The 23,905-nt window shown below is 70.4% G+C and carries 19 protein-coding genes and 4 pseudogenes; 6 read left to right on the forward strand and 17 right to left on the reverse strand.

The annotated features are described in order from the left end of the window. Window positions 1-170: 170 nt before the first annotated feature. The 4 genes from kynB (at window position 171) to ACHMXE_RS34350 (ending at window position 4,281) form a co-directional block, all read left to right on the forward strand. On the forward strand, window positions 171-809 hold the full coding sequence (kynB, locus tag ACHMXE_RS34335; RefSeq protein ID WP_209541258.1) for an arylformamidase: 639 nt from the start codon (window positions 171-173) through the stop codon (window positions 807-809). A gap of 13 nt (window positions 810-822) precedes the next feature. Next, window positions 823-2,103, forward strand: a complete 1,281-nt coding sequence (gene kynU / locus ACHMXE_RS34340) for a kynureninase (protein WP_395348440.1) — start codon at window positions 823-825, stop codon at window positions 2,101-2,103. Beyond that, a complete protein-coding gene (gene kynA, locus ACHMXE_RS34345; RefSeq protein WP_203204909.1) occupies window positions 2,100-2,948 on the forward strand; it encodes a tryptophan 2,3-dioxygenase in 849 nt (282 codons plus the stop codon). Before kynU ends, kynA begins: the two co-directional genes overlap by 4 nt. A gap of 82 nt (window positions 2,949-3,030) precedes the next feature. After that, window positions 3,031-4,281, forward strand: a complete 1,251-nt coding sequence (locus ACHMXE_RS34350) for an SMI1/KNR4 family protein (protein ID WP_395348441.1) — start codon at window positions 3,031-3,033, stop codon at window positions 4,279-4,281. Between the two features lie 15 nt (window positions 4,282-4,296). On the opposite strand, the pseudogene ACHMXE_RS34355 reads toward ACHMXE_RS34350, so the two are convergent. The 11 genes and pseudogenes from ACHMXE_RS34355 to ACHMXE_RS34405 form a co-directional block, all read right to left on the reverse strand. Then, a pseudogene (locus tag ACHMXE_RS34355) lies at window positions 4,297-5,481 on the reverse strand (FAD-dependent monooxygenase). Window positions 5,482-5,486: 5 nt separating this feature from the next. Further along, window positions 5,487-5,762 (reverse strand): DUF6587 family protein, encoded by a 276-nt coding sequence (locus tag ACHMXE_RS34360; RefSeq protein WP_395348442.1) that lies wholly within the window; start codon window positions 5,760-5,762, stop codon window positions 5,487-5,489. A 25-nt stretch (window positions 5,763-5,787) separates the two neighbouring features. Beyond that, window positions 5,788-7,683, reverse strand: a complete 1,896-nt coding sequence (locus ACHMXE_RS34365) for a ferrous iron transporter B (protein WP_093349278.1) — start codon at window positions 7,681-7,683, stop codon at window positions 5,788-5,790. After that, window positions 7,676-8,002 (reverse strand): FeoA family protein, encoded by a 327-nt coding sequence (locus ACHMXE_RS34370; protein WP_203204905.1) that lies wholly within the window; start codon window positions 8,000-8,002, stop codon window positions 7,676-7,678. The genes ACHMXE_RS34365 and ACHMXE_RS34370 overlap by 8 nt, the downstream gene beginning before the upstream one ends. A gap of 149 nt (window positions 8,003-8,151) precedes the next feature. After that, entirely contained in the window at window positions 8,152-8,988 is an 837-nt protein-coding gene (efeO, locus tag ACHMXE_RS34375; protein ID WP_395348444.1) for an iron uptake system protein EfeO, read from the reverse strand. A gap of 53 nt (window positions 8,989-9,041) precedes the next feature. Further along, window positions 9,042-10,049 (reverse strand): Dyp-type peroxidase, encoded by a 1,008-nt coding sequence (locus tag ACHMXE_RS34380; protein ID WP_395352921.1) that lies wholly within the window; start codon window positions 10,047-10,049, stop codon window positions 9,042-9,044. Between the two features lie 330 nt (window positions 10,050-10,379). After that, entirely contained in the window at window positions 10,380-11,570 is a 1,191-nt protein-coding gene (gene efeO, locus ACHMXE_RS34385; RefSeq protein ID WP_395348445.1) for an iron uptake system protein EfeO, read from the reverse strand. A gap of 9 nt (window positions 11,571-11,579) precedes the next feature. Beyond that, window positions 11,580-12,413, reverse strand: a complete 834-nt coding sequence (gene efeU / locus ACHMXE_RS34390; protein ID WP_395348446.1) for an iron uptake transporter permease EfeU — start codon at window positions 12,411-12,413, stop codon at window positions 11,580-11,582. A 168-nt stretch (window positions 12,414-12,581) separates the two neighbouring features. Next, window positions 12,582-13,043 carry a metallophosphoesterase family protein gene (locus tag ACHMXE_RS34395; protein WP_395348447.1) on the reverse strand — a complete coding sequence of 154 codons (462 nt, stop codon included), beginning with the start codon at window positions 13,041-13,043 and terminating at the stop codon, window positions 12,582-12,584. A gap of 4 nt (window positions 13,044-13,047) precedes the next feature. After that, window positions 13,048-15,924, reverse strand: a complete 2,877-nt coding sequence (locus ACHMXE_RS34400) for an aconitate hydratase (protein WP_209541269.1) — start codon at window positions 15,922-15,924, stop codon at window positions 13,048-13,050. Window positions 15,925-16,114: 190 nt separating this feature from the next. Next, window positions 16,115-16,541 (reverse strand): annotated as a pseudogene (locus ACHMXE_RS34405) (hypothetical protein). Between the two features lie 138 nt (window positions 16,542-16,679). On the opposite strand from ACHMXE_RS34405, the pseudogene ACHMXE_RS34410 reads away from it, so the two are divergent. Then, window positions 16,680-17,541 (forward strand): annotated as a pseudogene (locus ACHMXE_RS34410) (helix-turn-helix domain-containing protein). Between the two features lie 213 nt (window positions 17,542-17,754). Here ACHMXE_RS34410 and ACHMXE_RS34415 read toward each other — a convergent pair. The 6 genes and pseudogenes from ACHMXE_RS34415 to ACHMXE_RS34440 all read right to left on the reverse strand — a co-directional run bounded on the left by ACHMXE_RS34415 (window position 17,755) and on the right by ACHMXE_RS34440 (window position 23,266). Then, the gene (locus ACHMXE_RS34415) at window positions 17,755-18,858 is read right to left on the reverse strand and encodes an acyl-CoA dehydrogenase domain-containing protein (protein WP_395348448.1); all 1,104 of its coding nucleotides are present in this window, start codon (window positions 18,856-18,858) and stop codon (window positions 17,755-17,757) included. Further along, window positions 18,846-19,502, reverse strand: coding sequence for an acyl-CoA dehydrogenase family protein (locus ACHMXE_RS34420; protein ID WP_395348450.1), 657 nt, complete (start codon window positions 19,500-19,502; stop codon window positions 18,846-18,848). The genes ACHMXE_RS34415 and ACHMXE_RS34420 overlap by 13 nt, the downstream gene beginning before the upstream one ends. A gap of 350 nt (window positions 19,503-19,852) precedes the next feature. Then, on the reverse strand, window positions 19,853-20,476 hold the full coding sequence (locus ACHMXE_RS34425) for a hypothetical protein (RefSeq protein ID WP_395348451.1): 624 nt from the start codon (window positions 20,474-20,476) through the stop codon (window positions 19,853-19,855). Window positions 20,477-20,502: 26 nt separating this feature from the next. Further along, window positions 20,503-21,632: pseudogene (locus ACHMXE_RS34430) on the reverse strand (DUF2827 domain-containing protein). Further along, window positions 21,629-22,717, reverse strand: coding sequence for a DUF2827 family protein (locus ACHMXE_RS34435; protein WP_395348452.1), 1,089 nt, complete (start codon window positions 22,715-22,717; stop codon window positions 21,629-21,631). The pseudogene ACHMXE_RS34430 and the gene ACHMXE_RS34435 overlap by 4 nt, the downstream one beginning before the upstream one ends. Window positions 22,718-22,963: 246 nt before the next feature. Further along, window positions 22,964-23,266 carry a hypothetical protein gene (locus tag ACHMXE_RS34440; RefSeq protein ID WP_395352923.1) on the reverse strand — a complete coding sequence of 101 codons (303 nt, stop codon included), beginning with the start codon at window positions 23,264-23,266 and terminating at the stop codon, window positions 22,964-22,966. Here ACHMXE_RS34440 and ACHMXE_RS34445 point away from each other — a divergent pair. Beyond that, window positions 23,232-23,900 carry a hypothetical protein gene (locus ACHMXE_RS34445; RefSeq protein ID WP_395348454.1) on the forward strand — a complete coding sequence of 223 codons (669 nt, stop codon included), beginning with the start codon at window positions 23,232-23,234 and terminating at the stop codon, window positions 23,898-23,900. The genes ACHMXE_RS34440 and ACHMXE_RS34445 overlap by 35 nt on opposite strands. Window positions 23,901-23,905 lie beyond the last annotated feature (5 nt).

The following is a 23,905-nucleotide window of genomic DNA, read 5'->3' on the forward strand; positions in this document are numbered from 1 at the left end:
CATGGATAACTTCTCGACTTATGGCCGCTCTTGCGAATAGCATCCGGCACCGCGCAACGGCTTGTGGCAAGCCGGCATCCGGCCCACACTGGCTGCCTCGGCCCACCGGCATTGTTGCCACCCGGACCCCACCCTTCGTGACACCGCTTCGTGACACCGATTCAGCCACCATGACCGCACCACGCCGACTCTGGGACATCTCCGCCCCCGTGCACGCGGGCAGCCCGGTGTTCCCGGGCGACACGCCCTATACGCAACAGTGGTGCGCCACCATCGGGCCCGGCTGCCCGGTCAACGTGAGCGCGATCACGATGTCGCCGCACGTGGGCTCGCACGCCGATGCGCCGCTGCACTACGACCCCGAGGGCGCGACCATCGGCGACGTCTCGCTCGACGCCTTCATCGGCCCTTGCCGCGTGATCCACGCCATCGGCCGCGGCCCGCTGATCGAGTGGGCGCACATCGCCCACGCGGTCACGAGCCAGCTGCCGCCGCGCGTGCTGGTGCGCACCTATGCCGCCATGCCGGTCGATCGCTGGGACGGCCAGCTCGCCGCCTATGCGCCCTCCACGGTCGAGCGCCTCGCGGCCATGGGCGTGAAGCTCATCGGCATCGACACCGCGAGCATCGACCCGGCCGACAGCAAGACGCTCGACAGCCACCAGGCGATCCGCCGCCGCGGCCTGCGCGTGCTCGAGAACCTCGTGCTCGACGAAGTGCCCGAGGGCGACTACGAACTCATCGCGCTGCCGCTCAAGCTGGTGAGCGCCGATGCCTCCCCCGTTCGCGCCGTGCTGCGCGAACTCTGATCCGCCAAGACCCATGACGACCACCCTCGAAGACTGCCGCGCGCTCGACGCGCAAGACCCGCTGCGCGCCCTGCGCGACCAGTTCACCCTGCCCGAAGGCGTGATCTACCTCGACGGCAACTCGCTCGGCGTGTTGCCCAAGGCCGCGCCCGCGCGCATCGCCGAAGTGGTGGCCAAGGAATGGGGCGAAGGCCTGATCCGCTCGTGGAACACCGCGAGCTGGTTCGACCTGCCGCAGCGCCTGGGCGACAAGGTGGCGCGCCTGGTCGGCGCCGCGCCCCGCGAGGTGGTGTGCACCGACAGCACCTCGGTCAACCTCTACAAGGTGCTGTTCGCCGCGCTCTCGCAGCAGAAGGACAGCGGCCGCAAGCTCGTGGTGAGCGAGCGCAGCAACTTCCCGACCGACCTCTACATCGCCGAGTCGCTGTGCCGCGAGCGCGGCTTCACGCTCCAGCTGATCGAGGCCGACGAGCTGCCCGGCGCGCTGACCGACGAGGTCGCGGTGCTGATGCTCACGCACGTCAACTACCGCACTGGCGCCATGCACGACATGAAGGCCATCACCGCCGCCGCGCACGAGGCCGGCGCGCTCGCGGTCTGGGACCTGGCCCACAGCGCGGGCGCGGTGCCGGTGGCGCTCAACGAGGCCGAGGCCGACTACGCCATCGGCTGCGGCTACAAGTACCTCAACGGCGGCCCCGGCGCGCCGGCCTTCGCCTGGGTGCACGCGCGCCATGCCGGCCGCTTCGAGCAGCCGCTGTCGGGCTGGTGGGGCCATGCCGCGCCGTTCGAGTTCACGCCGCACTACCGGCCCGCGCCCGGCGTGGCGCGCTACCTCTGCGGCACGCAGCCGATCGTCTCGCTGTCGGCGCTCGAATGCGGCCTCGACACCGTGCTCGCGGCCGAGCCCTTCGACGGCGAGCGCGGCGGCATGGGCGCACTGCGCGCCAAGTCGCTCGCGCTCACCGACCTGTTCATCGCGCTGGTCGAGGAGCGCTGCGCGGGCCACGGCCTGTCGCTGGTCACGCCGCGCGAGCATGCGCGCCGCGGCTCGCAGGTGTGCCTGAGCCGCGACGAAGGCGCCTATGCGATCGTGCAGGCGCTGATCGCGCGCAACGTGATCGGCGACTTCCGCGCCGGCGACACGCAGATGCCCGACATCCTGCGCTTCGGCTTCACGCCGCTGTACCTGGGCTTCGAGGACGTCTGGAATTCCGTCGAACAGCTCGTGCAGGTGCTCGAGACCGGCGAGTGGCGACGCCCCGAATTCAACCGCAAGAACGCAGTGACATGAGCACCGAAAAGCGCCCCGAAGAGATCGTCCACGAGGAGAAGGCGCAGCTGGATTTCAGCGCGTCGATGAGCTACGGCGACTACCTGCATCTCGACGAGATCCTCAACGCCCAGCATCCGCTCTCGCCCGCGCACGACGAGATGCTGTTCATCGTGCAGCACCAGACCAGCGAACTCTGGATGAAGCTGATGCTGCACGAGCTGCGCGCCGCCACCGCCTGCATCGCGAACGAGCAGTTGCCCGATGCCTTCAAGATGCTGGCGCGCGTGAGCCGCATCATGGAACAGCTGGTCGGTGCCTGGACCGTGCTGTCGACCATGACGCCGCCCGAGTACACCGCGATGCGCCCCTACCTCGCGAACTCCAGCGGCTTCCAGAGCGCGCAGTACCGCTGCATCGAGTTCGCGCTCGGCAACAAGAACCCCGCCATGCTCAAGCCGCATGCGCACCGACCCGACCTGCTGGCCCAGGTCGACGCCGCCTGGCGCTCGCCCTCGCTCTACGACGAGTCGCTGCGCCTGCTCGCGCGCCACGGCCTGGACGTGCCCGCCGACCGCCTCGAGCGCGACTGGACCCAGCCCTACGAGGCCAGCGACGGCGTCGAGGCCGCCTGGCTGCAGGTCTACCGCGAGCCGCATCGGCACTGGGACCTCTACCAGCTCGGCGAGAAGCTCACCGACATCGAGGATGCCTTCCGCCTCTGGCGCTTCCGCCACGTCACCACCGTCGAACGCGTGATCGGCTTCAAGCGCGGCACCGGCGGCACGGGCGGCGTGAGCTACCTGCGCAAGATGCTCGACGTGGTGCTGTTCCCCGAGATCTGGAAACTGCGCACCGACCTGTAGCGGCGTCGGCGGCACCCCCGGGTGCCACCCCTTGCCCCTCCCGCCCAGCGCGCTACATTTTGGGAACCACGGAGGCGCCGCCATGAACGACATCCAGTTTTCGGCCGATGAACTCGACACCCTGCGCGAACACGGCGTGGCGCTGTTCGCGGATCGGGTGATCTTCGATGCGCAGCCGCCGATGCCGGCGCACCGCATCTCGGCGATCCAGGCGATGTGCGCGGGCCCGCTGCCCGAACCGCTGCTCGCGCTGTGGCGGCTCACGGCGGGCGGACGCCTCGACTACGACCTCGCGCTCGAGATGAACGGCAACATCGAGAACATCAGCTGGTCGGAGCTGTTCTGGGACGGCAGCGACGGCTACCGCGACCTGCAGGGCTGGATCGAGCACGAGCAGGAACTCGCCGAGGAAGGCGCGCAGACCCACGGCCTGCGCTGGCGCGGCAAGCTCGCGCACCTGCCCTTCGGCGGTTTCGAATACTGCGACCGCATCTACACGGTGGTCGAGCCCGGCGCCGAGCACGGGCAGGTCGTGGCCTGGAAGCAGGGCCTGCCGCCGGCCTGGACCCATGCGCTGCACGAAGACGGCCTCAGCGTGGTCGCGAACGACCTGTTCGGCGCCTTCGCCGCGCTGCACCTCGACGAGGATCCGCTCGCGCCCACGGGCGACTGCTACTCGGGCCACGCGCTGCTGGCCTATGTCGACGACCGCCACCAGGCGCACGGGCTGGACATCGACCTGATGGACAAGCTGGTCACCTTCTACTGCCGCGCGGTGGTCGACTGGCGCACGCCGCTGGCCGAGGGCAGCCTGCGCCGCCAGCCCGCGGTGGCGCGCACGGCGCTGCGCCATGCGATCGCGGTCGACGACGCGGCGCTGGTGGTCGAGCTCGCGGCCGCGGGCGTGCGCTTCGAAGGGCCGCTGCAGGGCAGCGCACTGGCCACCGACATGGCGGTGAGCCGCAGCGCCTACGCGGCCGCGGCCGCGCTGGTGCGCGCGGGCGCGCCGGTCTCGGCCGAGGTGCTCGCGAACATCGACGGGCAGATCGCGCCCGAACTCACGACCGCGCTGCTGGCCAATGGCGCGGAGCCCAACATGACGGCCGTGGTCGCCTGCGTGGCCTGCGGCGCGCCCGCGAGCGCGCGGCTGATCGCCGAGGCCTGCGCGCGCAATGGCATCGACGTGCCGGCCGCCTTCATCGTCGACCGCGATGCGCTGCTGGCCGAGCTCGAGGGCACGCTGATCCAGGTGCGCAGCGGCTCGATGGGGCACTACCTCGGGCCCGAGGGGCTGGCCGAGCGCATCGAACACCTGCAGTCGTTCAGGCTCTAGAGACCCTTCGCAGCGCTAGCCGCCGTACAGCCAGGGCTGGTCGAGCAAGCGCTCGCCGAGCGTGCGCATCGCGAGGTCGCGGCCCAGCCGCACCGGGCCGGCTGGCATGGAAGATCTGCCCGTTGCGCCGCGCCTTCGCCTGCACCCGCGCATTGCGCTGCCAGCGCGCGGCCGCGTAGCGCGCGAAGGCGGCGGGCACGGCGGCCGCGCCGGCATCGCCGAGCGCTTCCGACAGCGCCATCGCGTCCTCGATCGCCATGCCCGCGCCCTGCGCGAGGTACGGCACCATCGGATGCGCGGCATCGCCACCAGCGCCAGGCGCTCATGCGCCATCTCGGCGGCCGAGACCATTGGCGGGCGATCGCTGAGGGTCCAGGCGCGCCAGCCGGGCATGGCCTCGAGCAACGCCTGCAGCGAGGCGCCCGTGCGGCCCGTGGCCGCCTGCAGCGCCGCGAGGCTGCTGGCCTGGTCCCAGTCGTGCGCATTGCCGGCCGGTGCCGATTCGGCGATGACCACCACGTTGAGCCATTCGCCGGCACGCACCGGATAGGCCACCGCATGCAGTTGCGGCCCGAGCCACACGTCGACCCCGCCGCGACGCAGCGCGGGCGGCAGCGCGTCCTGCCGCGCGAGCGCGCGCCAGGCGGTGTGGCCGGTGATGCGCGGCGGCTTGTCGGCCGAGGCCGTGTCGAGCCGCCTCCGCACCACGCTCCAGAGGCCGTCGGCACCGACCACCGCCTCGCCCTCCCAGGCGCGCGCGTCGCTGCTCGACACGCACACGAGCTCGTCGCTGAGCTCCACGCGCTCGATCTGCGCGCCGGTCACGAGCGCGCCGGTGCCGCGCGCGCGCACGGCCTCGAGCAGCAGCCCATGCAGGTCGGCGCGGTGGATGCAGAGGTAGGGTGCGCCGTAGCGCTGGCGCATGGCGGCGCCGAGCGCGAGCCGGCCGATCTCGACACCGCTGCCGGCGCTGCGCACCACCAGCGCTTCGGGCTGCGCGGCGACCTGGGCGAGCGAGCTTTCGAGGCCGAGTCCTGCGAGCCGCCGCGTGACGTTGGGGCCGAGCTGCACGCCGGCGCCGATGTCGCCGAAGGCGGCGGCCTGCTCGAACACGTCGGCGCGATGACCACCGCCGGCCAGCGCCAATGCGGTGGCCAGTCCCCCGATGCCGCCGCCGGCGACGAGGATGTGCGCGGGCATCGGCCTCAGCGCGCGGAAGACGAAGAGGCGGAGGAGGAAGCCGGGGCCTGGGGGGATTTGGGACCGCAGCTGTTGCAGCTGTCGCACGAGCCGCAGCCCGAGGTCTTGGCGAGCGAGGCCGCCAGTTGCGCGGCGCGCTCGGCATCGACGAGGCCGGCGCGCTGCGTGCCGGTGGCGACCTTGCGCGCGGCGCTGCGCCGCCAGCCCGCGGGCATCCAGCGCCACACCGCGTAGAACGCGGCACTCGCGACGATCAATCCGACGATGAGTTCTTGTGCCATGGAAACCAGCCTTTCAGGGACGGTTTTAACCCGCTCCGAGAGCCACCGCAACGTGGTAGGTGATGAAGCAGGCGATGTAGGCCAGCGCGAACAGGTAGCCCGCCATGATCCACACGTACTTCCACTGGCCGGTCTCGCGCTTGACCGTGGCCAGGGTCGAGATGCATTGCGGCGCGAACACGTACCAGACCAAGAGCGACAGCGCGGTCGCCAGCGACCAGCTGCCGGCGATCAGCGGCTCGAGCGCGCCGGCCACGTCGTCGCCGGTGGCCGAGAGCGCGTAGACCGTGCCCAGCGCGCCCACCGCGACCTCGCGCGCGGCCATGCCCGGCACCAGCGCGATCGAGATCTGCCAGTTGAAGCCGATGGGCGCGAAGATGTGCTCGAGGCCGCGACCGATCATGCCGGCCAGGCTGTACTGGATCGCCGGTCCGGTCGCGCCCTCGGGCGGCGACGGGAAGGTCGAGAGGAACCACAGCAGGATGGTCAGCGTGAGAATGATCGTGCCCACGCGCTGGATGAAGATCCATGCGCGCTCGTACAGGCCCAGCAGCAGGTTGCGCGGATTGGGCCAGCGGTAGGCCGGCAGTTCCATCATCAGCGAGGAGCGCTGCGTGTTGTCGCGGAAGCGCTTCATGACCCAGGCCACCAGCATCGCCGAGACGATGCCGAAGACGTAGAGCGCGAACAGCACCACGCCCTGCAGGTTGAACACGCCGGCCACGGTGCGCGCCGGGATGAAGGCCGCGATCAGCAGCGCATAGACCGGCAGCCGCGCCGAGCAGGTCATCAACGGCGCGATCATGATGGTGGTGATGCGGTCGCGCCAGTTGCTGATGGTGCGCGTGGCCATCACGCCCGGGATGGCGCAGGCGAAGCTCGACAGCAGCGGGATGAACGAGCGGCCCGACAGTCCCACGGTGCCCATCACGCGGTCGAGCAGGAAGGCCGCGCGCGGCAGGTAGCCGGAATCCTCGAGCGCCAGGATGAACAGGAACAGGATCAGGATCTGCGGCAGGAAGACGATCACGCCGCCCACGCCCGCGATCACGCCGTCGACCAGCAGGCTCTGCAGCATGCCCTCGGGCATGTGGGCCTTGAGCAGCTCGCCCAGGCCCTCGGTGGCGGCCTTGATGGCGTCCATCGGCACGTTGGCCCAGCTGAACACGGCCTGGAACATCAGGAACATGGTGACCGCCAGCACCAGCATGCCCCAGACCGGATGCATCACGATGCGGTCGATGCGGTCGCTGGTGACTAGGCTGCTCGCGGGCTCCTTCACCGCCAGGCCGAGGATGCGGCGCACCTCGCGCTGGGTGGCGAGCACGTCGTCGAGGCCGGGCGCATGCCAGGGCTGCGGCGTGGCCGCGGCCACGGGGGTGTCGAGCACGGCCAGCAATTCCTTGGCGCCGCCGGACTGCACGCCGACGGTCTCGATCACCGGCAGGCCGAGTTCGCGCGACAGCACCGCCGTGTCGACCGCGATGCCCTGCTTGCGCGCCATGTCGGTCATGTTGAGCGCGACCACCATCGGCAGGCCGAGCTTCTTGGCGTCGAGCACCAGGCGCAGATTCAGGCGCAGGTTGGTGGCGTCGGTCACGCAGACCAGCAGGTCGGGCAGCGCTTCCTGGCTCTGGCCGGTGACGACGTCGCGCGTGACGGCCTCGTCGGCCGACAGCGCGTTGAGGCTGTAGGCACCGGGCAGGTCGAGCACGAACACGCGCCGGCCCGCGGGCGTGCGCAAGCTGCCTTCCTTGCGCTCGACGGTCACGCCCGCGTAGTTGGCGACCTTCTGGCGGCTGCCGGTCAGCAGGTTGAACAGCGCGGTCTTGCCGCAGTTGGGATTGCCCAGCAGCGCGATGCGGTTGGGCTGGCCGGTGGCGGCGAAACCGCCCGGGCCCTGGATCACGGCTTCAACCATGGCGCGCACCTCCGGCCACCTCGGCGCCCGGCGCCACGTGGATCAGCGCGGCCTCGTGGCGGCGCAGCGCGAAGGTGGTGTGGCCCAGCCGCACCGCGATCGGCTCGCGGCCCGGCATGCCGCTGGCGACGATGCGCACCGACTCTCCCGGCACGAAGCCGATCTCGGTCAGGCGCAGCACCAGCTCGCGATCCTCCGCGCCCTCGGGGCGGGCGACGTCGAGCACGGTGGCCCACTGGTGATCGGGAAGCTGGTCGAGACGCAGGCCCGCGGCGGCCGCCGCAGTGGCCGCCTGGGCGGCGATGTTGTTGGTTTGCACGGTGGGAGTGCGCTCGGAACCCCGGGAGCGCCAGTTAGCAAAACCAGGATGCTATCAATTCTCAATCGCGAAAACCTGACCAAGACCCCACAAACGCGCCGACCGCGCCGGCCGCCGGGCCGTTTCGCCCGCCCCGGCGCAGCCCGGGATCAGTTCAGGCCGAGCATGCCGCGCAGCTTCGACAGGTCCTCGGCCAGCGTGTTGACCCGCCCGGCCAGCAGCTTGCGGTCGCGCTCGCTGAGCTTCGAATAGGTCTCGAAGCCGCCGTCGGGCGTGCGGTACTTCGCGAGCGTGTCGAACACCACCTTGAAGTTGGCGTCGGTCTTGTCCGAGAAGGCCTTGTTCTCCTTCGCCACCAGCGGGCGCAGCAGCTCGACGATCTTGAAGGCGCCCTCGAAGTTGGACTGGAAGTCCCACAGGTCGGTGTGGCTGTAGCGGTTCTCCTCGCCCGAGATCTTGGTCGCCGCGACCTCCTCCATCAGCACGGCGGCGCCGCCCACCACCTTCTCGGGCGGGAAGGTCAGCGCGCCCAGGCGCTTCTGCAGCTCGAGCACGTCGGCCAGCAGCTTGTCGGCCACGGGGTTCAGTTCCTTGGTGCTCTTCTGCACCCACAGGCCGTACTCGATGCGGTGGAAGCCGCCGAAGGCCGGGTCCTTCTCGGCCTTCTCGTGGTCGTCGGCGCGCGAGTCGATCGACTTGTCGAGGTCGTTGAACAGCTCGGCCACCGGCTCGATGCGCTCGTAGCTCGTGCGCGTCGGCGCGTACAGCTTCTTCGCCTTCTCGATGTCGCCGGCCTTCACCGCGGCGGTGAAGGCACGGGTGTCCGCGGCCAGCTTGCGCACGTTCTCGGCGACGTAGATCTTGTAGTCGGAGATCGGGCCGACCAGCTCGAGCGGCGACACGGCGGCCTGCGCGCCGGCGGCGTAGAGGCCGGCGATGCCCGCGAGGAAGGTGGCGAGGAAGCGACGGCGAAACTGCACGGTCATGGATCTCCTTGGGTTATGACGGTGGTGAAAGAACTGGGTGATGCGCGGCGCGCTCAGGCCGCCAGCAGGCCGCGCCCGAGCCAGTCGGCCTCGTCGCGCACGCCCGGCAGCGTGAAGAAGAAGCCGCCGCCGATGGGCTTGATGTATTCCTCGAGCGGCTCGCCGTCGAGGCGCGTCTGCACCGCGATGAAACCGTCCTCGAGGTTGGCCTGGTAGCAGATGAACAAGAGGCCCATCTCGAGCTGGCCCGACTTGGTGACGCCGTTCGAATAGTTGAACGGCCGCCGCAGCATGAGGTTCTTGTCCGAAGCCCTGGTGCGCGGATTGGCCAGCCGGATGTGCGCGTCGAGCGGCGTCGTCTTGCCCTCGGGGTCCTTCGCGTAGTCGGGCACGTCGTGCTCGGTCCCGCCGCCGTCCATCGGCGCGCCCGTGGGCTTGAGTCGGCCCATGATCGCTTCCTGCTCCTGCAGCGGCGTGCGGTCCCAGCGCTCGACGAAGTTGCGGATGATGCGCACCGCCTGGTAGCTGCCGCCCACGGCCCAGGCCGGCTCGTCGCCGCCAGATGGCACCCAGACGATGCGGTCCATCAGCGTGTCGTCGGCCGAATCGGGATTGGCCGAGCCATCGCGAAAACCCAGGAAATTGCGCGCGCTCTCGGCCGGCTTGCCGGGCACGGCCGGGATCGGCGGCACCGTGCCCTCCTGCTTCCAGTGCAGCACCAGCAGGTCGGGCGTGTTCTTGATGATGTCGCGCAGCGCGTGGATGTTGGTGTCGGGCGTGTTGGCGCAGAACTGGATCGACAGGTCGCCATGGCACAGCGCGGCATCGAGCGCGTCGTTCGGATGGCGCTGCATCTGGTTCAGCCGCCTGGGCTTCTTCGACGCGAGGCCGAAGCGCTCGTCGAACAGCGAGGTGCCGACCGAGACGGTGACGGTGAGCCCGTCGGGCTGCACCACCGGCCCGAGGATGCCCGAGCCCGCGGGCGGCAGCTTGGGATCGGGATCGGTCTGCGGGCCGCCCTGCGTGAGGAAGGCGATGCGCTCGGTCAGCGTGCGGAACAGGGCGCTCGAGGTCGGCGCGGTTCTCGGCCAGCACGAAGAAGGAGGCGATCATGCCGGCCGTCGGCCGCGGCGTGACGATGCCGGCCTGATGCCGGCCGCGGAAGGGCACGCGGTCCTGTGTATGGGTGCTCTGCGGTGCGTCGGTGACCTGGGCGCCGGCATCGGGCCGTTGGGCGGGCCCGAGGGCGCGGCGGCATGCGCGGCCGCGGCCAGTCCGGCGAAGGCGGCCCCGGCCGCGCCGAGCATGCGGCGGCGGTGCGGGAGGCGGGTGGCCCGTCGGTGGGGAGGGATTCGTTCTTCGTGGTCATGGGAGATCGGTCGGCGGCAGCCTCATTCCAGGCCGAGCGCGGCATTCACCTTGGCCAGTTCCTCGGCCAGCGCGCGCACGGGTTCGGCCAGGGCCTTGCGCTGCGCCTCGTCGAGCGGCGCGGGCTTGAAGCCCTCGCCTTCCCGGTAGGGCGCGAGCGCGGCGTCGAAGGCGGCGAAGCGTTCGTCCAGGCTCTTCTGCAGCGCGGGCGCGGCCTTCACCAGCAGCGGCTGCAGCAGGTCGGCGATCTTCTTCGTGCCTTCGTAGCTGCCCTGCAGGTTCGCGAGTTCGGCATGGCCGTAGTGGTCCTCGCCGCCCGCGGGCAGGTTGTCGGCCACGCGGCGCAGCAGCTTCGAGGCCGAGCTCGCGAGCCGCTCGGGTGGCATGTTCAGGCCGCGCAGCCGCTCCTTGAGCACGCCGATGTCGGCGATCAGTTGCGCCACCACGGGGGCCAGGGGCTTCAGGTCGTTCTGGCCGTACAGCGCGTACTCGATGCGGTGGAAGCCCGTGAAGCCGGCATCGGCCTCGCGCTTCTCGAAGTAGTCGGCGCGCGCGTTGATGCGCGTGTCGAGGTCGGCGAACAGCTCGGCCATCGGCTCGATGCGCTTGTAGGCCTGGTGCGCGGGCGCATAGAGCGCCCTCGCCTGCTGCAGGTCGCCGGCCTGGACCGCGTCGGCCAGTGCGCGCACCGCGTCCTCGAGCGTGCCGGCCTCCAGGCGCAGGAAGGTCTGGTACTCGGCCAGCGCGCCCACGTAGTTGACGAGCGAGGGCCGCGCCGCCTCGGCCTCGGAGGCAGCCGAGGGCGTCACGCGCAGCTTGCCGCGCGGGTTGCTCAGCAGGCCGCAGGTGATCGCGAAATCGCCGGGCTGCAGTTTCACCGTCATGGTCTGCGAGAAGCCTGGCGCGATGTTCTCGCGCTCCTCCACCACCATCACGCCGTCGAGGATCTCCCACTCGAGCGCGCGGTTCGACTGGTTGACGATGGTGAAGGTGGTGCGCCCGGCCGGCACCGTGATCTCGTTGGGCTCGCAGACATTGCCGCGGATCGTGACGGTGACCGCGTTGTCGGCGGCCTTCGGCGGCGCCTGGCGCGCATGGTTGGAGGCATACCAGAAGGCCGCGAGGCCGGCGAGCGCCAGCAGGGCCGACACGGCGACCGCCACGCGCATCAGGTGGGAGGAAGGTGCCTTGGGTTCGGGAGAGGAAGAGGACATCGAGGGGTTTCAGCCGGCCGCAGCCGCGCGCGGCGCCGGCACGGCCGGACGCAGGAAGAAGAACAGGGCGACGGCCAGGAAGGCCAGGTAGACGACGACCTCGCCCACCACGGGCGCGGCCTGGTAGCCGAGCAGGCCCGACAGCACGGCGCCCAGCGGGCTGTCCATCGGCAGGGTCTCGCTCATGTCGAAGACCACCGTCTGCAGGTGGTTCCAGATGCCGCCCTCGTGCAGCTTGCGCAGCACGCCGGCCAGCAGGCCCGCGGCCACCAGCAGGATGAACAGGCCGGTGAAGCGGAAGAAGCGCCGCAGGTCGAGCCGCACGCCGCCCGAATAGAGGCCGTAGCCGACCACCACCGACACCGCGATGCCTGCGAGCGCGCCCACGGGCGCCTCCCAGCCGCTGCTCTGCTGGAAGATCGCGAGCAGGAAGAACACCGACTCCAGGCCTTCGCGCGCGACCGCGAGGAACACCATGCCGATCAGCGCCCAGCCCTGGCCGTCCGAGCCCTTGGCGAGCGCCTGGTCGATCGAGGCCTGCAGCTCGCCCTTGATCGAGCGCGCGGCCTTGCGCATCCAGAACACCATCGAGGTCAGCATCACCACCGCGATCAGCCCGACCACGCCCTCGAACAGCTCCTGCTGCTTCTGCGGGAATTCGGCCGCGAGCAATTGCAGCCCGGCGCCCGCAAACAGCGACAGCGCGGTGGCCAGCAGCACGCCGACCCACACCGCGGGCATCAGCGCGCCGCGTCCGCTCTGCTTGAGGTAACTGGCGACGATGCCGACGATCAGCGCGGCTTCGATGCCTTCGCGCAGCATGATGAGAAAGGGGATGAGCATCGGCTTCGGAAATCAGGGCGAGAGGAGCCCTCCGGAACCGTCGCGATCAGCGGCGCTGCCTGTCGGCTCCACGGAGGAGCGGACGAGGATAACCCATCAAACAAGAACCATTCTCATCTGATGGGCTTTTCTTACCAAATGGTAATGAAAGCCCTGTGACAGGCGGGCTCAGACCGCCAGTTCGACGATGCGCGCGTCGACCGCGCCGCCCTCGATCCGAAGTTCGGCAACGGCGATCGGCAGGCTGAAGCGCCGCGGCCCCGCGCTGCCCGGGTTCACGTAGAGCACGCCGCCGCGTTCCTCGATCCTGGGCTTGTGCGAATGGCCCGAGACCACCACGCGCACGCCGGCCACGGCCGGGTCGATGGCGAGTTGCGCGAGATCGTGAATGGCATAGAGATGCACGCCGCCGAAGGCCACGCGCTCGGTCTCGGCAATGCCCTCGGCCCAGGCCTCGCGGTCGTTGTTGCCGCGCACCACGGTCAGCGGCGCGATCGCGCGCAGCGCGTCGAGGATGGCGGGACTGCCGATGTCGCCGCCGTGCACGATGAAGTCGCAGCCCTGCAGGGCCGCCACGGCCTGCGGGCGCAGCAGGCCGTGGGTGTCGGAGATCAGTCCGACGCGCGTCACCGGATCAGGCCGCCAGCAGCTGCCGCAGCACGAACGGCAGGATGCCGCCGTGCTTGTAGTAGTCGACCTCGATCGGCGTGTCGATGCGCAGGCGCACCGTCACCTCCTGGTGCGTGCCGTCGGGGCGGTGCACGACCAGCTTCACGTCCATCTGCGGCTTGAGCTCGCCGCCGATCACCACGTCGATCTGCTCGTCGCCCGTGAGGCCCAGCGTCTGCCAGGAATCGGCGCCGCGGAACTGCAGCGGCAGCACGCCCATGCCGACCAGGTTGGCGCGGTGGATGCGCTCGAAGCTGCGCGCCACCACGGCCTTGATGCCCAGCAGCTGCGTGCCCTTGGCGGCCCAGTCGCGCGACGAGCCGGTGCCGTACTCCTCGCCGCCGAACACCACCGTGGGCGTGCCCTGGGCGATGTACTTCATGGCCGCGTCGTAGATGAACATCTTCTCGTTGCCGGGCTGGAACAGCGTGACGCCGCCCTCCTCCTGCGTGCCGTTGGCGTCCGGCGGAATCATCAGGTTCTTGATGCGCACGTTGGCGAAGGTGCCGCGCATCATCACGTCGTGGTTGCCGCGGCGCGAGCCGTAGCTGTTGAAGTCGGCCTTGGGCACGCCATGCGCCTTGAGCCAGATGCCCGCGGGCGAGCTTTCCTTGATCGAGCCGGCCGGCGAGATGTGGTCGGTGGTGATCGAGTCGCCGAACAGCGCCATGATGCGCGCGCCCTTGAAGCCCGCGTCCGAGGCGTGCGGCTTCATCTTGAAGCCCTCGAAGAACGGCGGCTCGGCGATGTAGGTCGAGGTGGGCCAGTCGTAGACCTGGCCCGTGGTGCCCTTGATGCTGCTCCAGAACTTGCCCGGATCGGTCTTGACCTTGTCGTAGTTGGCGCGGAACGACTTGGCGTTCATCGCGAAGCGCAGGTTCTGGTCGATCTCCTTCGGCGTGGGCCAGATGTCGCCGAGATAGACGTCCTTGCCGCCCTTGCCCTTGCCCACCGGCTGGGTCATCAGGTCGACCATCACGTTGCCCGCGATCGCGAAGGCCACCACCAGCGGCGGCGAGGCCAGGAAGTTGGCCTTGAGGTTCGGATGGATGCGCGCCTCGAAGTTGCGGTTGCCCGACAGCACGGCCGCGCCGATCAGGTCGTTCTTCGTGATGATCTCGTTGATCTCGGGCGTGAGGTCGCCCGCGTTGCCGATGCAGGTGGTGCAGCCGTAGCCCGCGAGGTAGAAGCCCAGCTTCTCGAGGTAGGGCAGCAGGCCGGCCTTCTCGAGGTACTCGGTCACGATGCGCGAGCCGGGCGCCAGCGAGGTCTTGACGTGCGGCTTGACCGAGAGGCCGGCTTCCACCGCCTTCTTGGCCAACAGGCCCGCGGCCAGCATCACGCTCGGGTTCGAGGTGTTGGTGCACGAGGTGATGGCGGCGATCAGCACGTCGCCGTTGCCGATGGTCACCTCGCCCTTGGACTTGGACGGCGCCGCCGGCGCGGTGGCGCTCACGTGCGCGGCCGCCTTGGTCGTGCGGTTGGCCACCATCTCGACCAGGTCGCGCGGTGCGCCCGGCGCGGGCGCGGCGGTCTCCTCGTCGTTGCCGGCACCGGCCGGCGCGAGCGGGTAGCGCAGCTTGAGCTTGTCGGCCGGCTGGTTGAAGCCGTTGGCGTCGTTGGGCTTGCTGTAGAGCTCGGAGAACTTGGTCGACAGGTGGCCCAGGTCGATGCGGTCCTGCGGCCGCTTCGGGCCGGCCAGGCTCGGCGAGACGGTGCCGAGGTCGAGGCGCACGACCTTGGTGTAGTCGATGTCGCCGGGGTTGGGCATGCCGAACAGGCCCTGCGCCTTGTAGTAGGCCTCGAAGCGCTCGACCTCCTCCTTGGTGCGGCCCGTGCCCTCGAAGTAGGCGACGGTCATCTCGTCGACCGGGAAGAAGCCCATGGTGGCGCCGTACTCGGGCGCCATGTTGCCGATGGTGGCGCGGTCGGGCACGGCGATCGAGGCGGCGCCCGGGCCGAAGAACTCGACGAACTTGCCCACCACCTTCTCGGCGCGCAGGATCGCGGTGACGAACAGCACCAGGTCGGTGGCGGTCACGCCCTCGCGCAGCTTGCCGGTGAGCTCGAAGCCCACCACGTCGGGCGTGAGCATGTAGACCGGCTGGCCCAGCATCGCGGCCTCGGCCTCGATGCCGCCCACGCCCCAGCCGACCACGCCCACGCCGTTGATCATGGTGGTGTGGCTGTCGGTGCCGACCAGCGAGTCGGGGTAGTAGACCGGGACCTCGCCCTTGTCGTTCGGGTTCGAATAGACGCCGCGCGCGAAGTACTCGAGGTTGACCTGGTGCACGATGCCGAAGCCCGGCGGCACGACGCGGAAGGTGTCGAAGGCCTGCATGCCCCACTTCATGAACTGGTAGCGCTCGTTGTTGCGCTGGAACTCGAGCTTCATGTTGAGGTCGAGCGCCTTGGGTGTGCCGTAATAGTCGACCATCACCGAGTGGTCGACCACCAGGTCGACCGGCACCAGCGGCTCGATGGTCTTCGGCGACTTGCCGAGCTTGGCGGCCACGCTGCGCATGGCGGCCAGGTCGGCCAGCAGCGGCACGCCGGTGAAGTCCTGCAGCACCACGCGGGTCACGACGAAGGGGATCTCGTCGGTGCGCTCGGCGTTCGGTGCCCAGTGGGCCAGTTCCTCGACGTGCTTGGCCGACACCTTCTGGCCGTCGCAGTTGCGCAGCACCGACTCGAGCACGATGCGGATCGACACCGGCAGCCGATCGACGCTCGGATGCTGCTTGGCCAGTTCCTTGAGGGACCAGTACTTGCCGGACTTGCCCGATGCGGTCTTGAAGGTCTTGAGGGTGGACGCAAAGGCGTGAGCCGGTGCTTTGGCCATGTGTGGAACTCCTTGGGAATGTGTTCGTGAAGCGCCTCAAAGGTTAGCAGGGATGAATGTCAATTGCTGTAGTCAGGCATCGCATCGGCGGGGGCGGAAGGCCATGGCGGCCATTGACGAAAAGACCTCCCGCACGGCCATGAAAAAGGCGCCCTCGCGGGCGCCTCGACGGCCTGAGGGCGAAGGGCGTTCAGGCCAGCGCCATCCGCGCCGCCGGCCGGCTCGCGCGCAGCCCGCTCCATTGCAGCTCGGCCAGCACCAGCACGCACACCGCCTGCGCCAGCACCCAGGCCACGCCCAGCGCAGTCACCGGGAACAGGCCGCCGGCCAAGCAGCGCGGCGCAGCCCACGGCCCAGCCCAGGTTGCCGAGCATGACCACGCCGATCAGCGTGCGCGGCGGCGTCGCACGGCTGGCCATGAAGGCGGCCGCGGCGGCATAGGCCAGCAGGAACACGCCGGTGCCCATCAGCAGCGCGGCCGGCAGGCCGGTGAGGCGGGCCAGGGTGTCGGTGACAGCGACCTGCAGCGCGCCGGTGCCGGCGCAGGAGGCGGCGTCGGCCCACATCACGCGGGGCAGGAAACGCGGCGAGGCGAAGAGCGTGGAACGTGCGGTCATGAGGTTTCTCCTTCGGTTCGGGTGGTACGCCGCAAGAGGATCTCGCTGCGTTGGGGTCGATGATTCCGGGACCGGCGCACAGCGTCCATGACCTGCCAGGTCATGGCGATGCGCGGCCCGCGCGCCAGAATGCGGCCCATGAACACCCCCCGCCCCCACCCCACGAAGCCCGGCCAGCCGGGCGCGCGCGACCCCTTCGGCGTGCACCTGCGGCACTGGCGCACGCACCGCCGCCTGAGCCAGCTCGACCTGGCGCAGGAGGCCGAGGTCTCGACCCGGCACCTGAGCTACGTGGAAACCGGCCGCGCCGCGCCCAGCCGCGAGATGGTGCTGCGGCTGGCCGAGCGGCTGGACGTGCCGCTGCGCGAGCGCAACGCGCTGCTGGTGGCCGCGGGCTTCGCGCCGATGTACCGCCAGCGCTCGCTCGACGACCCGGCCATGGCCTCGGCGCGCCGCGCGGTCGATCTGGTGCTCAAGGGCCATGAGCCCTTTCCCGCGCTGGCGGTGGACCGCCACTGGAACCTCGTGGCCTACAACGCGCTGGTGCCGCTGTTGATGGAAGGCGCCTCGGCCGAGCTGCTGAAGCCGCCGGTCAACGTACTGCGCCTGAGCCTGCGGCCGACGGGCTGGCCTCGCGCATCGCCAACCTCGCGCAGTGGCGCACCCACCTGCTCGAACGGCTGCAGCAGCAGATCGCGGCCACCGGCGACCGCGTGCTGGTCGAGCTGCACGACGAACTCGCGGCCTACCCCGTGCCCCACGTGGGCCACGACACCCCGCCCGCGGGCGGCGAGCTGTCGGCGTGGTGGTGCCGTTCCAGCTCGTGACGCCGAACGGCGTGCTGAGCTTCATCAGCACCACCACCATCTTCGGCACGCCGGTCGACATCACGTTGCAGGAACTCGCGGTGGAGTCGTTCTTTCCGGCCGATGCGCAGACGGCGGCGGCCCTGCCGGCGCTGGTTGCGCAGGCGAAGGCGCTGGCTGGCGCCGCGGGCTGAGCGCGCCCTCCCCCGCCTCGTCTTCGTCGCGCGCCTTCGGCCCCGGCACGTCGTCGACCTGGATCACCTTGTCGGCCGCGCGCAGATAGGCCAGCGCGAGCGCCGGATCGGCCGCCGTGCGGGCCGCGGCCTCGAGCGAGTTCGTGCGCCGCAGCACCTTGTTGAGCGCCGCGGTTTCGTCGCCGAGCCGGTCGCCGAGTTCCAGCGCGCTCATCAGGTCGCGCAGGCCGCCGGCCGCGGGTTCGCTGAGATCGGGCACCAGCCGCTCGACCACGTCGGCCGGGTGCGCAGCGTCTCGGCCAGCGCCAGCAGCTGCACGTCGCGCAGCGGCGCCAGGTGCGCGGTGCGCCGCAGCACCAGCGCACCGATGAAGCGCCGGCCCGGCGTGGGCAGGTCGGCATAGAGGTCGTGCAGGATCGCCGCCGCCTGGTCGAGCTGCACGCGGATCGCGGCCTGCGCGAAGGGCAGCATCTGGGGCGCCGCCTCCACGCCATAGCGCCAGACGCAGGCGCTCGCCAGGTACAGGTGGGCCAGCACGTCGCCGAGCCGCGCCGACAGCAGTTCCATGCGCTTGAGCTTGCCGCCGAGCATGCCCATGGCGAGGTCGGCGGTGAGCGCGTACTTGGCGCTCATGCGCGCGATCAGCCGGGCCTCGGGTGCCAGCGCCTCGGGCGGGCGGCCCAGCACCGGCGCGCCGAACAGGCTGTGCCAGAGGTTGCGCGCCACGTGCCCGCCATGCGTCATCAGCGCCTTGCCGAGCGCGGTCTCGTCGTTCGCCTGCACCGCCGCCATCTCGTCGAGCACGTGCGGATGGCAGCGCACCGCGCCCTGGCCGAACACGATCAGCGCGCGTGTGAGGATGTTGGCGCCTTCCACCGTGATCGCGATCGGCGCCTGCCTGTAGGCCACGCCCAGCAGGTTCGAGGGGCCGGAGATGATGCCCTTGCCGCCGAGGATGTCCATGCCGTGGTTGACCGCGCGCCGGCCGGCCTCGGTCAGCTGCACCTTGAGGATCGCGCTCGCCACGCTGGGCCGCTCGCCGGCGTCGAGCGCGCAGGCGGTGAAGCGGCGCGCGGCATCGCTCGCGTAGAGCTGGCCGACGTATCGCGCCACCAGCCCCGCCACCGCGTGGAACTTGCCCACCGGCAGGCCGAACTGCTCGCGGATGCGGCCATAGCCGTTGCTCACGAACAGCGCGGTCTGCTGCATCGCCGAGCCGAGCGCGGGCAGCGAGATGGCGCGGCCCGCGGCCAGGCACTCCATCAGCATGCGCCAGCCCTGGCCGACCTGCGGCTCGCCGCCGATCACCCAGTCCATCGGCACGAAGACCTGGCGGCCGTGGATCGGCCGTTCATGAAGGCGCTGTCCATCGGACGATGGCGCCGGCCGATCTCCATGCCCGCGTGCGGCACCGGGATCAGCGCGCAGGTGATGCCGAGATCGCGCTGGCCCTCGGGCCGGCTCTCGTCGACCGCGTGGAAAGCGAGGCCGACCACGGTGGCCACGGGCGCCAGCGTGATGTAGCGCTTGTCGAAGTCGACCAGGAAGCCGCGCGTTGGCCGGCCCTCGAATTCGCGTTCCACCAGCACGCCGCGGTCGGGGATCGAGGCGGCATCGGAGCCCGCGTAGGGCGAGGTCAGGCCGAAGCACGGCAGCTCGCGGCCATCGGCCAGGCGCGGCAGGTAGTGGTGCTTTTGATCGTCGGTGCCGTAGCGCAGCAGCAGCTCGGCCGGGCCGAGCGAGTTGGGCACCATCACCGTGACCGCGGTAGCGACGTTGACGGTGGCGATGCGCGCCACCACCGTCGCATGGGCGTGGTGGCCGAAGCCGAGGCCGCCGAACTCCTCGGGAATGATCATCCCGAAGAAGCGCTTTTCGCGCAGGTGGCGCCACACCTCGGGCGGCAGGTCCTTCGCTTCGTCGATCGCATGGTCGTCGAGCATCGCGCACAGCGTGCGCACCTCGCCGGTCGATGAAGTCCTGTTCGCGCTCGGTCAGGCGGTTGGGCCCGAAGGCCGCAAGCGCGTCGAAATCGGGGCGGCCGGCGAGACAACTGGCCTTCGAAACCGACGGTGCCCGCCTCGAGCGCGGCGCGTTCGGTGTCGCCCAGCGGCGGCAGCGCCTTCGAGAAAAGGCTTCATGGCCCAGCGGCCGATCAACGAGGCCAGCGGCATGCGTGTCTCCTTCGCCGCGAGGCAGGCGCGCGGCGCTCAGCCATGGTGCGGCCGCAGGGGCCCGGGACGGCCGGCCGAGGACGACCGCGCGTGTCGGAGACGGGCTTGCATTGCCGGCGCGCCCGGCGCCGCGCGGCTCAGCGCCGCTTCGGTGCCTGCTGCGCGGCCGGTGCGGGCGCGGCCGCCGGGGCCGCTGCCGCGGCAGTCGGCTCGCGCCAGCCGTATTCGACATAGCGCCGGATCACGAGGCAGCCCGGCGGCGAATCGATCAGCGACACCGACGAGGTCGGCTCCTTGTCGTCGGTGTAGACCGTGTAGACCGGCAGCAGCCTGGTCGCGCGGTAGTTCGGCAGCTCCTGCTGGGCGATGCTCGCGCAGGTGAAGGGTGCCACCGAGATGCGTTCGGCCGCCACGGTGCAGGCGCCGCTGTCGTCGGGGATCGCGGTGATCGAGCCCGCCACGCCCGCATTCGGGAACTCGATGCCGATCAGCGAGAACACCGGGCCGCTGTCGGGGCGCTTGCGGTCCCAGTCGACAGCACGTCGTGGCTGCGACTGCCCTGCACGGTCAGCGAGGAGCAGCCGCGTGATCGCCGGCAGGCAGCGCTCCACGCCCACGCTGGTGGCCGCGCGCGTCAGCACGTCCTGCGGCGGCGCGGGCGGTGCCTGGGGCACGAGCACGCCCTGCGCGAAGGCGGTGGCCGTCAGGGTGCAGGCCGCGGCGCACGGCAGCAGACGAAGGAGAAGCGATGTCGGGGTCATGGGGGTCGTTCCGAAGTCGGCCGCGTTCAGGCGTAGAGCGCCTCGATCGCGGCGGTGTAGATGCACGCGTCTCCTCGCCCTCGGGATCGAGCCGCTCGAGCAGCGCCCGCGCGCGCTCGCGGTAGCCGGGCAGGTCGGCGTCGTGCTCGGCGAAGGCGCGCCGCAGCGCGCGGCCGCCCTCCTCGCAGTCGAAGCCCTGGTAGCGGTAGCCGCAGTCGCCGATCAGGTGCGAGTTGTGCACCAGCGGATAGCCGCCGTACAGCGCCTCGTAGTAGAGGTAGTTCTGGCCGTTCTCCCAGTGGTGCGCGAACACGCAGTCGACGTTGGGCGGCACCACCTGGTAGACCGGGAAGCGCCCCTCGAACGAGGCCAGCCCGTGCTGCACCAGGTCCAGGCTCTGGGCGAAGCCGACGAACTGCGGCTTCTCGCGCAGGTGGAAGCTGTTGTAGACCCACAGGCGCTCGATCAGGTCGGGCTGCGCGCGGTGCGCCGCCTCGCAGCCCAGCATCGGGATGAAGCTGGTCTTCACCATGCAGATGTTGGGCTCGAAGATCGCCACGCGCCAGTGCCGGCGTCCGGGCTCGTAGGCGAAGGGCTTGCCGCCGCCGCTGCGCGCCAGGGCGCGCTCGAGCACCATCGGGCTCCACAGGTGCGGCATCAGGCGCACCGGCGTGCGGAACGCGGCCTCGAAATAGGGTTTGCAGGTGGCCTCGTACTCGGGCAGCGTCCAGACCTCGTTGTAGGGCGCGAGCGTCAGCAGCAGGCCGTGCGGCTTGTCGAAGATCATGCGCTCGATGTCGATCACGTAGTCGTTGCCGACGCGCATCGACACGATCTTGCCGCCGCATTCGCGGAAAGCCACGGCCCAGTCGCGCCCGAGCTGGGCGCTCATCTCGATCATCACGTCGAGTTCCTGCGCGGCGGTCGCCATGTCGATGATCGGCACCGGCGAATCGGCCAGGAAGCCGGCCGCATCGGCCGGCGCGCCGTCGCCGCCGCCGGCCACGAGCACCGTGCTGGCCACGCGCGGCGAGCGCAACAGCAGCATCACGAGGAACAGGCAGTTCTGGTAGACGCCGTTCTCCCACAGGCTCTGCTCGCCCTTGCGGATGAAGATCGAGACGCCGACGCGCAGCTTGTCGGGCATGGCGTTCATCGCGCGGCACCTCCAGCGCGGAAGTTCGCATCGCCGCCCACGAGCTGCAGCAGCCGCTGCGCATAGCCCTCGACATTGGCGCGCGCCAGCGGATCGAGCGCGTCGAACACGCGTTGCGAGCGCGCCCTGTAATCGTCGAGTTGCCCATCGTGATGGCGCGCCGCGTTCAGCAGCTGCTCGACGCCCGCGCCGACCTCGAAGCCCGGGTAGTAGTAGCCCGCGTCGCGCAGCCAGGGCGAGTTGTGCACCAGCGGGTAGTTGCCGTAGAGCGCGTCGAGGTAGCTGTAGTTCTGGTCGTTCTGCCACTGGTGCGAGACCACCGCGTCGGCATGCTGCACCATCAAGCCCGCGAAGTCGTTCCGGCCATGGAAGATCGCCTTGTGCTCGCGCACGATGTCGAGCGAGTTCGCGAGGTAGAGCATGGTCGGGTGGTCCTTCATGTGCAGCGTGTTGAGCGCATGCATCCAGTTCACCGCCTTCGGGTCGGCGCGGTAGGCGCCGTCGCAGATCAGCATCGGCAGGGTGCCGGCCTTCACCACCGAGATGTTGGGTTCGAAGATCGCGACCCGCAAGCCAGGCTGCTCGGCCGTGCGCGGCGCGTAGCCGAAGCGGAAGCCCGCGGCCTCGACCTCGGCCACGCGCTGCGCGAGGAACTCGGGGACCGGAGGTAGGGCACCACGTGCACCGGGCAGCGGTTGTACACGCGCATCATCGGCGCGAAGCTTTTCGTCCTTGGGCAGCAGCCAGACCTCGTCGCAGCGGTCGGGCCGGCTGAAGTGGCCCTTGTCGGAGAACACGATCGGCTCGGCCAGCGACACGAAGGGCTGGCCCACGCAATGGAACACCACGCGCCCGCCGCGCGCGCGGAAGTACGACAGCCACGAGACCTCGAGCGCGCCCGCCATCTCGAACACCACGTCGAGCGCATCGGTGAGCTCGCGCGCCCGGCCGATCGCGAGCCCCCGCGCCGCGAGGTCGACCTGCGGCGGCATCGCCGACTGGTCGCCCGCGTCGATCAGCGTGACCGATTCGACGAAGGGGATCTGCCGCAGCAGCCGCGCCAGGAACAGCACGTTCTGCCCCATGCCGTTCTCCCAGATGTTCTGGCCGGCGTGGGTGAGGACCGAGTACCGATGCGCATGGACGGTGAGTGTCCCTCAAAAAGAGGGCTCCCGCACCCCTGGCGCGGGAGCCTTCCCATGGGGCTTTTTTCTCTCCCTGTGGCCTACTTCCACTTCCAGCCGATGCCGGCGTTGATGCCCCATTCCTTGCCCGTGGTCGGAGGCCCGCGCCCCACGACATCTTGCCGTCGTCCGACAGTGCCTTGAAGGTCAGCGCCACCGCGCTGTAGCCCTTGTAGCTGCCCAAGCCCACGCCCACGGTCTTCTCGCCCGGGTAGAGCGTCGGCAGGTAGGTGCCCGACATCGCGAACGCCATCGCCGTGCCCAGTAGGCGACGCGCGCCACGTCGCCGATCTGGTTGCGCACGTCGTTCAACTGCTGCACGTTGACCGCGTCGCCCGGCAGGATGCCCGGCGCCACGTTGCCGATGCGCGTGCCGCCCGGCGCCTGGCCGGCGCCCAGCGTGATCTGGTTGTAGTTGACCGACCCGTCGGGGTTGGTGTCGTATTGCACGCTGCTGGCCTTCGATGCCGCCGAGGCCGCCTTCGAGCTGCGCCACATTGGTGGCGTCGCTGTCGGCCGAGCCCGCGGCCACGCCGGTGATCTGGCGGAACTGGCCGTTGGCCGCATCGCCGACCGACACCGCGCCCTGCGTGCTGGTGGTGGCCTTGATCGCCGCCTCCTGCGCCGCGGTGGCGCTGCCTGGCACGTAGCCAGCCACGCCCGCGCCCCTGGAGGCCACCGAGCCCGAGCCCAAGGCCACGCCGCCGGTCTGCTGGGCCACCGCGTTGAAGCCGACGGCCGTGCCGTTCGAGACGTTCGACGCCGCGCTCCTCGAGGTGCCGCCCGCATCCGCGCCGTCGCCGATCGCCACGCCCTTGCCGCCCGCGCTGGCACCCGCACCGATCGCCTGCGAACCGGTGGCCAGTGCTCCGGTACCGATCGCGATCGCGTTGGTGCCCGTGGCCTGCGCCCGAAGCCCACCGCCACCGCGCCGTCGGCCGTCGCCTTCGCACCGTTGCCCGCGGCGAAGGAATTCGCGCCGCTGGCCACCGATTGCGGTCCGATCGCCACCGACTCCTGGCCGATGGCCTGCGAGTCGCCTGCCGTCGAATTGGCGTGGAAGTACTTCGTGCCGTTGTTGTAGATGTT

It is taken from the genome of Variovorax sp. UC122_21 (genome assembly GCF_044056785.1).
GTDB lineage: Bacteria > Pseudomonadota > Gammaproteobacteria > Burkholderiales > Burkholderiaceae_C > Variovorax.